This is a genomic window from Plantibacter sp. ME-Dv--P-095 (assembly GCF_030209365.1).
In the GTDB taxonomy this organism is placed as follows: domain Bacteria; phylum Actinomycetota; class Actinomycetes; order Actinomycetales; family Microbacteriaceae; genus Plantibacter.
The window spans coordinates 99,395-110,817 of sequence record NZ_JARVSB010000006.1; the positions used below are offsets into that span (position 1 = coordinate 99,395).

Here is an 11,423-nt window from a genome sequence, read left to right on the forward strand (position 1 = left end):
TGGGACTTCCGGCCCTATGGCAGGCGCTCGCGTCGCTGAAGAGTGAATCTACCAGGACCGTCAGAACGAGGGGAGAACGACTGTGGACAAGACGACGACGCTGCCGCAGCGGGCACGGATGACGGTGAGCGGACCGCCGAGCGAAGGAGGTGGCCGGTGCGTCGTCGGGTTCGACGGATCCTCGGCAGGGGTCACGGCGCTCGACTGGGCGGTCACCTGGGCAGCCCGGAACCACCGTGACGTGCACCTGGTGGGGGTCGTCGACGACGACGCCGGAGCCATGAGTGGCACGAGCGCGAGCGACAGCGACCACGCCCGTGCACAGCTGTTGTCGGAGACGGTCGCGCTCCTGACGGAGCAGCACCCCGGAGTCGCCGTCACGACCCGGCTCATCGCCGGGCCGGTCGCCGCATCGTTGGCGGCCGCCGCCCGACCCGACGACCTCGTCGTGATCGGGTCGGACAAGACGGGATACGCTCACGGTCGACTCTTCGGCGCTCGCAGTGTCCAGCTCGCCGCCCTCGTACCCGGCCCGCTCACGGTCGTCCCCGCGGCGGATCTCCGATTCCGAGCAGGCGTCCTCGTGGCGATCGACGGGACGCCGGAGTCCTCGCGGCTGGCCCGCGTCGGTGCGGAGGAGGCCGTGGCTCGGCAGTGCGCCCTCGGCCTCGTCCATGCCATCGCCGTCGACGCCACGTCCGAGCGACGACAGCTGGGCGAGGCGGTCCTGCGCGAGGCCTTCGAGGCTGCCCGGGCAGTGGCGCCCGGACTCGAGATCAGCCGCCACCTGGCCAACCGGCGACCCGCTGAGGCGATGCTCAACCTCGCACGGGATCGTGCACTCCTCGTCATGGGTCGCTCTCGTCGCGTCGCCACCGCCGGAGTCGGCGGCACCCTCCACGAGGTGCTCATCAACGCGAACGTCCCCGTCATGGTCCTGCCCTGACGTCCGTCCCTCCACCAGCGCAACGACAGGAATGAACATGGCCACCAGAGAGAACAGCAAACTGACCGTCGTCGGTGCCGGAAGCGTCGGCGCAAGTGTCGCCTACGCTGCCTTGATCCGAGGATCCGCACGGCACGTCGCCCTCTACGACATCGCGACGGACAAGGTCGAAGCCGAGGTGCTGGACCTGGCCCACGGCACCCAGTTCGTCGGCGCGAGCGAGATCACCGGCGGCTCGGACCTCGCCGTGGCGGAGGGTTCGCACGTCGTGGTCATCACCGCCGGAGCCAAGCAACATCCCGGGCAGTCGCGCACCGAACTCGCCGACGTGAACGCAGGGATCATCGAGGGCATGATGCCCGGCCTGCTCGAGGTCGCGCCCGACGCGGTGTTCATGCTCGTCACCAATCCGTGCGATGTGCTCACCGTCATCGCCGCCGAGGCGTCCGGCCTCCCGCACCATCGGATCTTCTCCTCGGGCACCGTGCTCGACACGTCCCGCCTGAGGTGGAAGCTCGCGCAGCGCGCAGGCGTGTCCACGAGCAGTGTGCACGCCAACATCGTCGGAGAACACGGCGACACGGAGTTCCCGCTCTGGTCGGAGGCGATGATCGGGCCGGTGCCGATCCTCGAATGGCAGACCGACACGTGCCCGAGGATGACGGTGGAGGAACTGGACCGGATCGCCATCGACGTGCGCGACGCCGCGTACCGGGTGATCAAGGGCAAGGGTGCCACCAACTACGCGATCGGTCTGTCCAGTGCGCGGATCGTCGAGGCCGTCCTGCAGGACGAACGAGCGGTCCTGCCGGTGAGCACCGTGTTGACGGACTTCCACGGGATCGACGGCGTCGCCCTGTCGGTGCCGTCGATCGTGGGCGCCACCGGCGCCGAACCCGTGAGGAACACCCCCTTCTCCGACTCGGAACTGACGCTGCTCGGACGGTCTGCGGATGCGTTGTCGTCCGTCATCGCCGGACTGGCACGGTGACGACCATGTCACCTCAGGACACCTGGCTCCAAGGCCTCGACCCGCTCGGCGCGCCCTGGCTGTCCGCCCTCGTCGCCGCCGTCCCCATCGTGATCTTCCTGCTCTGCCTCGTCGTCTTCAAACTGACGGGGCTCCAGGCGGCAGCCGTCGCGCTCGCCGCCGAGCTCGTCGTCGCCATCGGCGTGTTCGGTATGCCAGCGCCCTCGGCCGCGGGTGCCGGACTCCTCGGCGTGCTGAACGCCGTCTGGCCGATCGCGTACATCATCGTCATGTCGGTGTGGTTGTACCGGATGGCGGTCGCAAGCGGGAAGTTCACGGTCATCCGCTCGTCGATCGCGCTGATCTCGCCCGACCAGCGGATCCAGGTGCTCCTCATCAGTCTCTGCTTCGGAGCGTTCCTCGAGGGCGTCGCCGGCTTCGGGGTCCCCATCGCGATCTGCGCGGCCATGCTCGTCCAGCTGGGGTTCCGGCCGGTCCGAGCGGCGATGGTCAGCCTCGTCGCGAACTTCGCGGCCGGCGCGTACGGCGCGGTGGGCATCCCCGTCATCGTGGGTGCTCAGGTCGGCGGCGTCGACGTCATGGACCTCTCCCGCGATCTCGCCTTCATCCTGCAGCCGGTGACGTTCTTGATCCCGTTCCTCCTGGTCGTGATCCTGGACGGGTTCCGCGGACTCCGCGAGACCTGGCCTGCGACGCTCGCCGTCAGCGTGGTCTTCAGTGGCAGCCAGGCCGCCGTCCTGCTCTTCTTGGGCCCGGAACTCGCGGCGATCCTGCCGGGGCTCCTCGGCATGCTCACCCTCGCCGCGCTGCGGTTCGTCTGGTCGCCGCGGCGGGTGTTCCGTGAGGACGGCGCCGAGGTCGTCGAGATGGATCGTCACACGCCTCGTGAGGTCCTTGCGGCGTGGAGCCCGTTCTACGTCCTGACGGTGCTCGTGTTCGTGTGGAGCACCCCGGCGTTCAAGGCGCTGTTCGCACCCGGGGGTGGGTTGGCGTGGTCGGTGGTCGACGTGCCTGTCCCAGGAGTGACGGGAGGGATCACGACCGCGGGAGGGACGGTGGTCCAGACCGTGTGGAGCTGGTCCCCACTCGGAGCCACCGGTACGGCGATCCTCCTCGCGGTGATCATCACCGCCCTGACCACACGGTCACTGACCGCGGCGGTCGTCTGGGCGGAACTCCGCTCCACCCTTGCGGACCTCTGGCGGGCATTGATCCTCATCGCCGCGATCCTCGTCCTCGCGCAGATCGCGAACCTGTCGGGTGGTTCGGCCAGTATCGGCACCGCTCTCGCCGGGGCGGGGGCGTTCTTCCCCCTGCTGGCACCCGTCATCGGATGGGTCGGCGTCTTCCTCACCGGTTCCGTCGTCAACAACAACACCTTGTTCGCCCAGCTCCAGGCGACGACAGCCGGACGCATCGGTGTCGACGCGACGCTCCTGGTGGCGGCGAACACAGCGGGAGGTGCCGCGGCCAAGGTCATCTCCCCGCAGTCGATCGCCATCGCCGCAGGTGCGGTCGGCTTGTCAGGTCGGGAGAGTGAGATCCTGCGTGCTTCCATCGCATACAGCGTCGGCATCCTCGCCGTGTTGAGCGTCTGGACGTTGGTGCTGTCGTTCGTGGTGGTCGGCTGAGTCGTCGGCGTCCAGGGGGGGGGGCACCAGTGGCGGCGAGCGGGCTGACCGACACCGTGCGAGCGCTGCGCGGGCGTCTAGCTCTGGAGCAATTAGCTCGTCGGCCGGGGCAGTGCGCAGGCGGGCGTGCCGCCGGGGAGGCGATGCCGGTAGCGGGCGACGAGGAAGTATCCGACTCGCGCGGCCCACGAGAACGGCGGTGTCACCAGCAGGTTGCCGAGGAACCGCCAGCCGAACGCGGGCTGCATGCGCAACAGGGCGGCGAAGGCGGCGTGTCCGCGGTGCCGTCGTTCGCCCGACAGGAACCAGGCCGCGGTCGTGACATCGCTGTTCGTGAGGCCGACCTCGTCCAGGTCGAGCCACTGCCACGGCTGTGCCTCCGGGAAGACGGCCAACACGTTCTTCAGTCGCTCCACCCAGGTGGTGCAGAAGGCGCAGTCGCCGTCGTACACGAGCAGTGAGCGGTTCAGGTCCATGACTGTCGATCCTAGATTGCGGGCGGGTGATTCAGGACGGATGCTGCAGAGAATCGCGGGCCTCCAGCGACCTCGGCTGCGCCACAGCCTTCTGGTCGTTCGGAATTGCGAAAGTCGTCTTCCAGACTCACGACCCACACAACCCAGCAACTCGAACACGGCGGTTTGCGAGATATCGGTTCATGGCTTAATCCGGCGCCTCGTACACTGCATTCGACCGGGCAAAAAGTGGGGACTGGCGATCGCGGATGACTGATGAATGGGGCGGCGTCCGCGTAGCGGGCTGGTCCGCCAGAACTCTGCGGAACGTCGCGCTTGGAATAGCGTTCTCCACGTTCGTCGAGGTCACAGCCGGACTCTGGCTGTGCTTCAACGGCTTCATGGGTGGAGCCATGGCAGTCCTCGTTCTCATGTTCATCGGGTACTTTGCCCCGATTCCGTTCAAGCGTCGCGAAGCCGAGGAGCTGAGCGCGGGTTACACGACGCTGTCCGTCGTGCGTCCAGATGTACCGCAACGCGATCCCCGGACCGGGGCGATCATCCGTCTGCCAGGCGAAGCCGCGTTGACGCGGAAGCTGTGGCGCGAACGCGTCGCAGCCGCGCGAGCGGGTCGCGTCCTCGATGGTCGAGTAGCCGGCGACCGGAAGCATGAGGCGAAGCCGGTGCTGTTCACCGCGCGCTTCTTCCGCATCATGACCGTGGCTGTCGTGGTCGCGAGCGGCCTGGCGATCGTGGTGTCCCTCGCGGTGACGTTCGCGGGCGCCTCCGTCGACTCGATCGTCGCTTGGGTCGCGCTCCTGCTCGGGATTGGGGCCGTATTCGTTCTTCTCCGCTTCTTCGTCATGCGCGGCTATCGGAGACGGGCGGCGCTCTTGCGCGAGTTCTTGAGAACCCGTCGACAATCCGGCGACCACGCGCAACTCGTGATTGGTGGCGACGAACTCGCGACCGCGTTGCGTGTCCTCGACGCAGACGGAGCGCGTCGGCTGCGGCGGTCCATGATCACGGTTGCATTCGTCATTTCGGCCGACACGTTGTCGTTCTGGGGTGTGACGTCGAATGGTCCTGGAGTCATCGCCTCGTTCCGGTCCGCGGAGATCGAGTCCGTCGGTGCCGCCGGTACGGAAGCGGTCCGCGTCGCAGTGAGAAACGCGGCCGGTTTCGTGTTCGTCAACATCGTGCCGGCCGTCGAGTCGAGCTCTGGAGCCGAGGTCGCTGGAGGGAGCGCGCTTCGGGCGCTCTCGAATGCGCTGGCCACGCTGCATCACGACGTGTAGAGCGGTGTGCCGCCTCAAGTGGGTCTAGCAGTGTGGCGTCAGGCAATGAACCGCAAGTTCATTTTCACCAGGAAATGGAGCGGATGACGGGAATCGAACCCGCGCTATCAGCTTGGGAAGCTGAAGTTCTACCATTGAACTACATCCGCGTGGCGCCGGAGCGTCCTGAGTAATCGTACATGAACCGGCGGGCCCCCGTTCAGCCCTGAGCTTGTCGGAGGGTGGGGCCTGTTCGTGTGCCCTTCGACAAGCTCAGGGACCGGCGCTGGGTGCCGGTGGCCCTGGCGATGCTCGGCCGGGTCACAGACCGCGACGACGCACGAAGCTAGGCTGGTTCACCGTTCCCCGAGTGGGACGGGACTGAGGAGGCGACGTGCAACGCACTGCGGGTATCGTCCTGGCCGGCCTCACGACCGCGGTCGTCACGGGATTCGGGGTGGCGAGCGCCATGGTCGCCCGCCGCGTCATCGCCGCAGGACGGGTGCATCACAGCGAGGTGCTACCGAGCTCGTCTCCGATCACCGTTCGCCTCGACCGGAACGCGGCCACCGGCCTGCCGGGTCGCTACGGGCTCGAATTCGACGACGGCTCCCGGGTCATCGTCGGCCCGGTGATCGGCCGCGAGACCGCAGACGGTTCCGTGATGCGCAGCGTGATCGCCGGCCGGGTTCCCGCCGGAGCCACCCGGACACGGTTCACCGGCGCAGCCGTGACGCCCGCCGACCTCGGGGTCGACGAGGCGCACCTGGCGACCACCCCGTCCGGCGCCTGGCGGTTCGACGGCGAGACCCATAGACATGGCGACGCGGTCACCGACACCGGCAGCTATCTCGACGATGCCACCGACAGCGCACCGCACGACGGCACCTGGGTCGTGCACACCCACGGACTCGGGGCGTCACCGCTGGCCACGCTCCGCTCGGTGCAGGCCGTGCAGCGCACGGGACTGCCGTCGCTCGTCACCAACCTCGGGTCCGCGTTCACCGAGCGCCGCTCCGGGGCCGACGCCGCGGACGTCGACCGTGTCGTCGCCGCCATCGACGACGCCGTGGCACTCGGCGCTCGGCGGGTCATCGTCTGCGGATGGTCCTACGGCGCCGCCCTGAGCCTGGCCGCAGCCCGACTCCGCCCCGAGGTGGTGCAGGGCGCGATCCTCATCTCACCGATGCTCAGCCTCCGCGAGACGGTGCGGCACGCCGCCTCGGTCGCCGGGGTGCCACGGGTCCTCGTGTGGTCGGCGCTCGGGCTGCTCGGGTCGCCGCTCCTCGCCAGGGCTGCCGGCGTGCGCGGCGCGGTTCCGGTCCGCGAGCTGTCCGCCGGGCTCATCCCGGGACTGCCGACGCTCGCGATCCACTCGCCCGGCGACACGACGATCCCCGTGGAACTCACGCGGGCGGTCGTTCCCGGTTCGCCGTCGCTCGAGCTCGTCGAGGTCGCCGCTGCGCCACACGGGTTGGAGTGGAACGTCGACCCCGGCGCGTTCGACGCCGCGGTGCGGGACTGGCTCGAAGCGCGCTGATCGGGCGCACCTCGGTCCCTGAGCTTGTCGACGGCCGGGGGTTGCCCGTGGTGCCCTTCGACAGGCTCAGGGACCGGGGTGGTTGGTTCGCGGGGTCGGCCTGCGTGGTTGCGTGGGCCCTTCGACAGGCTCAGGGACCGAGGGAGCAGAACCTACTTCGCGTAGCGGTAGCGGGCCCCGGTGTGCTCCTCGGGGAGGCGGTCCCCACGACCGTGGAGCTTGTGCCGCAGGCTGCCCTCGACGTACTCCTCCGGGTAGGCGCCACGACGTCGCAGCTCGGGGATCACGAACTCGACGATGTCCTCGAAGGTGCCCGGCGTGATCGCGTACGCGAGGTTGAAGCCGTCGACGTCGGTCTCCTCCACCCACTCCTGCAGGGTGTCGGCGATCTCCGACGCGCTCCCGACGATCCGCGGCCCGAGTCCACCGATCGCCCCCATGCGCGCGATGTCCTTCACCTTGAACTCGCCGCCCTCCTCGTTGGCCGCCTGGTAGTTGGCGACCGCCGACTGGATGGCGTTGCTCTCGACGTTGCCGATCGGCTCCTCGGGGTCGTACTGCGACAGGTCGATGCCCATCCACCCCGACATGAACACGAGCGCACCCTCCTGCGACGCGTACTGCAGGTAGTCCTCGTGCTTGGCCTGGGCCTTCTCGCTCGTCTCGTCGGTGATGATCGTGAGGAGGGTGTAGATCTTCGCGGAGTACCGGTCGCGACCGGCCGCCTCCAGGGCGTCGCGGATCCGACCGACGGTCGCTTTCAGGCCAGCCTTCGTCGACGCACCGACGAAGATCGCCTCCGCGTTGCCCGCGGCGAACTGGATGCCGCGCGGCGACGCACCCGCCTGGTAGATCACGGGCGTGCGCTGCGTGGACGGCTCGGACAGGTGGATGCCTGGCACCGTGTAGTGCTTGCCGAAGTGGCCGATCTCGTGCACCTTCGTCGGGTCGGTGAACACGCCCGTCTCGCGGTCGCGCACGACGGCGTCGTCCTCCCACGAGCCCTCCCACAGTTTGTAGAGGACCTCGAGGTACTCGTCGGCGACGTCGTACCGCTCATCGTGCTCGAGCTGGTCGTCGTGCCCCATGTTGCGTGCCGCACTCGGCAGGTAGCCGGTGACGACGTTCCAGCCCACACGACCCTTGGTCAGGTGGTCGAGCGTCGACATGCGTCGCGCGAACGGGTACGGGTGCTCGTAGGCGGTGCCTGCGGTGACCCCGAAGCCGAGGTGCTTCGTCACCGCGGCCATCGCCGAGACGAGCAGGATCGGGTCGTTCACCGGCACCTGCGCGCCGTTGCGGATCGCGGCCTCGTTGCTGTCGCCGTACACGTCGTAGGTGCCGAGGACGTCGGCGATGAAGATGCCGTCGAAGTTCCCGCGCTCCAACAACTGGGCGAGGTCGGTCCAGTAGGAGAGGTCCTTGTAGGTGCTCGATCGGTCGTCGGGGTGACGCCACATGCCCGAGGCCTGGTGGGCGACGCAGTTCATGTCGAAGGCGTTGAAGCGGATCTGACGAGTCATGAGGACGATCCTGCATCACCCGTCCCGGACGCAGCCTGGCAATCCGGGTTCCCCGTAACAGGGCGTCATCTGGGCTGCGTGCGCTACTTGCGGGCGGTGTCCTCCGCCGCGAGCGCCTCGGCGTACTCCGCGTCGCTCAGGGCACCGACCGTGGAGTGCCGGCGGCCGTACGCGAGGTACAGGGCCGCCCCGGCGAGCATCCACACGAGGAAGACGAGCCAGGTCGTGCCGCCGAGCGACACCATGAGCCCCAGGCACATGACGATGCCGAGTGCCGGCACGAACGGGAACAGGGGGACCGAGTAGCTGCGGTCGAGGTCCGGCCGCAGGCGGCGGAGCAGGATGACCGACAGGTTCACGAGCGCGAACGCGAACAGGGTGCCGATGCTGGTGGCGTCCGCGAGTTCACCGAGGGGGATGAGCGCGGCGACCACGGCGACGACCGCGCCGACGATGACCGTTCCGGCGACGGGCGTGCCGCTGCGGCGACCGACCCGCGAGAACACCCGAGGCACCATGCCGTCCTGCGCCATGCGGTACAGGATGCGCGTCTGGCCGTAGTAGACGGTGAGGACGACGCTCGCGATCGCGATGACGGCGCCGATCGAGAAGAAGAGCGCGACGAGCGGTTGCCCGGTGATCTCGGTGAGGATGCCGACGAACGCGGACTCGTCGTCGGCGAACTCGGTCCATGGGCGGGCGCCGATCGCGGCGATGGCGACGAGGATGTAGACGGCGGTGACGATGACCATCGACAGGATGATCGCGCGCGGCAGATCGCGGCGCGGGTTCGTCGCCTCGTCGCCCGCGGTCGATGCCGCGTCGAAGCCGATGTAAGAGAAGAACAGGCGGCTGGACGCTGCGGCGATCCCGGCGACCCCCATGGGTGCGAGCGGTTCGAAGTTACCGAGCGAGAACGCCGAGAACGCGATGACGACGAACACGAGTAGGACGGCGAGCTTCACGAACACCATGACCGTGTTCGCCCACGCGCTGTCCTTCGCGCCACGGACGAGCAGCAGCATGGCTAGTAGCACGAGGGCAGCGGCCGGCAGGTTGATCAGGCCGTCGGCGACGCCGATCGGGTTCGCGAGCGCGGGCGGGAGGCCGAGTCCGAACACCGCGAGCGCCTCGTTCACGTACTGGCCGGCACCGACGGCGACGGCCGCGACGGAGACCCCGTATTCGAGCACGAGACACCACCCGCACACCCAGGCGACTCCCTCGCCCATCGTCGCGTAGGCGTAGGAGTAGCTGGACCCGGAGACGGGCACCGAGCCGGCCATCTCGGCGTAGGACAGCGCCGACAGCAGGGCCGCGAGCCCGGCGACCGCGAACGCGATCCACACGGCCGGGCCGGCGAGTGGGACCGCGGTGCCGAGGACGACGAAGATGCCCGTGCCGAGCGTGGCACCGACGCTGATCATCGTGAGCTGCCACACCCCGAGCGAGCGGCGGAGGGACCCACCGGACGCCGCCTGATCCGTACCGAGGCGGACGAGCGGCATGCGCCGGCGCAGCTGCGCGAGGAGCGGGAGTCGGCGATCAGTCACGGGTACCCATGGTAGACGCGGGTGGCGCGGTCGCTCGCCGCGGGTGGACGACGGATGCCCGTGCCTATCCCGTCTCGGCGAGCTCCGGTCTGGTCTCGTGCCGACGGCCATCGGGTGTCGTCCAGGTGAGGACGCCGCCTGGATGGTGCTCGAGGTCCCAACCCGTCAGGTGTTTCAGCCGGTGATGATGTCGGCAGAGACAGGCGAGGTTGTCGACAGCTGTCGTGCCGCCGTCCTGCCAGGCGACCGAGTGGTCGAGGTCGCAGCTCCGGGCGGCGCGCCCGCAGCCCGGTGCACGACACGTGGTGTCTCGCAGGCGGACGGCGCGGGCGAGGTCTGCCGGGACCCGGTACTGGCCACGCCCGACGGAGAGCACGGCTCCCGTTTCGGGGTTGGTGAGGATGCGGGTCATCGAGGGCGCGGTGACGGCGAGTCGGGCGGCGGTGTCGGGGTCGATCGGGCCGTAGCCGTCGAGCTCGCCCGGTTCGTCGGTGACGCCGAGGGCGGACAGTGCCGGAACGGTCATCTGCACGGTCGCCCGGATGCGGGCCTCGATGCCGACCGGCTCGGCGAGCAAAGGGGTGGCCCCGGCGGCGATCGCCTCCTCCGCGATCCTGGCGGCGGCGTCGAGCGGCGCGGAACCGGGAAGCCACGTGAACGTCCCGGTCGTCTCCGGGTCGACGGGGATGGGGCCGACGTCGTCGTGCACCGTGCCGGCGACGGCGAGCGAGGCGAGGGCGTCGGCGCGCAGCTGCGCGAGCGTGCGGGTGTCGCCGGCGATCCGCGCCGGGACCGCGACGGCGTCGAGACGGTTCCTGATCGCGTGGGCGAGCGGCGCCGTGGTGAACAGGTGCACCCACGCCATGCCGTCGGCCGCAGCCTCGAGCTCGACCCGGCGGTCGGCGATCGAGCGTGCGCGCCGAGCGGTGAACGACTCGGGATGCAGTCGCTCGCGCACGACCCTGGCGCGATGCCGGAGGCGAGCGGCCGTGGATCGGGTGGCGACGGGCAGCACCTGCTCCAGGAACACCGCACGACCCTCCGCCGGGACGTCGCGCAGCTGGTCGGTGATGGCTCGGGCGTGACCGCCACTGATGGAACCCTGCGCCAGCGCCTCGAGCACGGTGGGTGCGTCGTGGACGAGCGCTTCGGCGTCGCCGACCCGCGCTTGGAGCGTCGGCTCCGACATCCTCGTGGCGATCGCGAGCGACGCGCACATCGACCGCCTCGCGAGGTCGCGGGCGTCGGTCGAGGTGGTGCTCGCGGAGACCAACGCTGATGCGGTGGCGTCGGCATACGCGAACGCCTCCGCGAGGAGCCGGGCCTCCTCCGCGTCGAGTGCCGAGCGGCGGCGGGCGAGGTCGACGAAGCGGTCGGTGAACGAGGCGATCCGGTCGGCGAAGACGTCGCTCGGGTGCTCGTGGGGCGCAGGCACCCCCGGCGCCCCGGGTGCCTCAGGCCCCTGGATCGCGTCGTTCTCGGTCATGGATCCAGTCCACCATGGACC

Annotated in this window: 9 protein-coding genes and 1 tRNA gene; 5 read left to right on the top strand and 5 right to left on the bottom strand. The window is 69.4% G+C overall.

Annotation, left to right across the window (positions count from 1 at the left end; all coding sequences use genetic code 11):
* The first annotated feature begins 82 nt into the window (after positions 1–82).
* The 3 genes from QRN26_RS08770 to QRN26_RS08780 are packed head-to-tail and all read left to right on the top strand — an operon-like array spanning position 83 to position 3,568.
* The gene (locus tag QRN26_RS08770; protein ID WP_285036269.1) at positions 83–946 is read left to right on the top strand and encodes a universal stress protein; all 864 of its coding nucleotides are present in this window, start codon (positions 83–85) and stop codon (positions 944–946) included.
* A 37-nt stretch (positions 947–983) separates the two neighbouring features.
* The gene (locus tag QRN26_RS08775) at positions 984–1,937 is read left to right on the top strand and encodes an L-lactate dehydrogenase (protein WP_285036270.1); all 954 of its coding nucleotides are present in this window, start codon (positions 984–986) and stop codon (positions 1,935–1,937) included.
* 5 nt (positions 1,938–1,942) lie between these two features.
* Positions 1,943–3,568 (top strand): L-lactate permease, encoded by a 1,626-nt coding sequence (locus QRN26_RS08780; RefSeq protein WP_285036271.1) that lies wholly within the window; start codon positions 1,943–1,945, stop codon positions 3,566–3,568.
* Between the two features lie 92 nt (positions 3,569–3,660).
* Here QRN26_RS08780 and QRN26_RS08785 read toward each other — a convergent pair whose 3' ends face one another.
* On the bottom strand, positions 3,661–4,044 hold the full coding sequence (locus tag QRN26_RS08785) for a thiol-disulfide oxidoreductase DCC family protein (RefSeq protein ID WP_056009361.1): 384 nt from the start codon (positions 4,042–4,044) through the stop codon (positions 3,661–3,663).
* 392 nt (positions 4,045–4,436) lie between these two features.
* Between QRN26_RS08785 and QRN26_RS08790 the strand changes: the two genes are divergently transcribed.
* Positions 4,437–5,321, top strand: coding sequence for a hypothetical protein (locus QRN26_RS08790; protein ID WP_285036272.1), 885 nt, complete (start codon positions 4,437–4,439; stop codon positions 5,319–5,321).
* 75 nt (positions 5,322–5,396) lie between these two features.
* On the opposite strand, the gene QRN26_RS08795 is transcribed toward QRN26_RS08790, so the two are convergent.
* Positions 5,397–5,470: transfer RNA gene (locus QRN26_RS08795), tRNA-Gly, on the bottom strand.
* A gap of 224 nt (positions 5,471–5,694) precedes the next feature.
* Between QRN26_RS08795 and QRN26_RS08800 the strand changes: the two genes are divergently transcribed.
* Positions 5,695–6,840, top strand: coding sequence for an alpha/beta hydrolase family protein (locus tag QRN26_RS08800; RefSeq protein ID WP_285036273.1), 1,146 nt, complete (start codon positions 5,695–5,697; stop codon positions 6,838–6,840).
* A gap of 152 nt (positions 6,841–6,992) precedes the next feature.
* Here the strand turns inward: QRN26_RS08800 and QRN26_RS08805 are convergent, their stop codons facing one another.
* From QRN26_RS08805 to QRN26_RS08815, 3 genes are all read right to left on the bottom strand, one after another.
* Complete coding sequence (locus QRN26_RS08805; protein WP_056009355.1) at positions 6,993–8,363, bottom strand: LLM class flavin-dependent oxidoreductase; 1,371 nt, start codon at positions 8,361–8,363, stop codon at positions 6,993–6,995.
* 83 nt (positions 8,364–8,446) lie between these two features.
* Positions 8,447–9,871 (bottom strand): APC family permease, encoded by a 1,425-nt coding sequence (locus tag QRN26_RS08810; RefSeq protein WP_285036407.1) that lies wholly within the window; start codon positions 9,869–9,871, stop codon positions 8,447–8,449.
* Between the two features lie 109 nt (positions 9,872–9,980).
* Complete coding sequence (locus QRN26_RS08815) at positions 9,981–11,402, bottom strand: HNH endonuclease signature motif containing protein (protein ID WP_285036274.1); 1,422 nt, start codon at positions 11,400–11,402, stop codon at positions 9,981–9,983.
* Positions 11,403–11,423 lie beyond the last annotated feature (21 nt).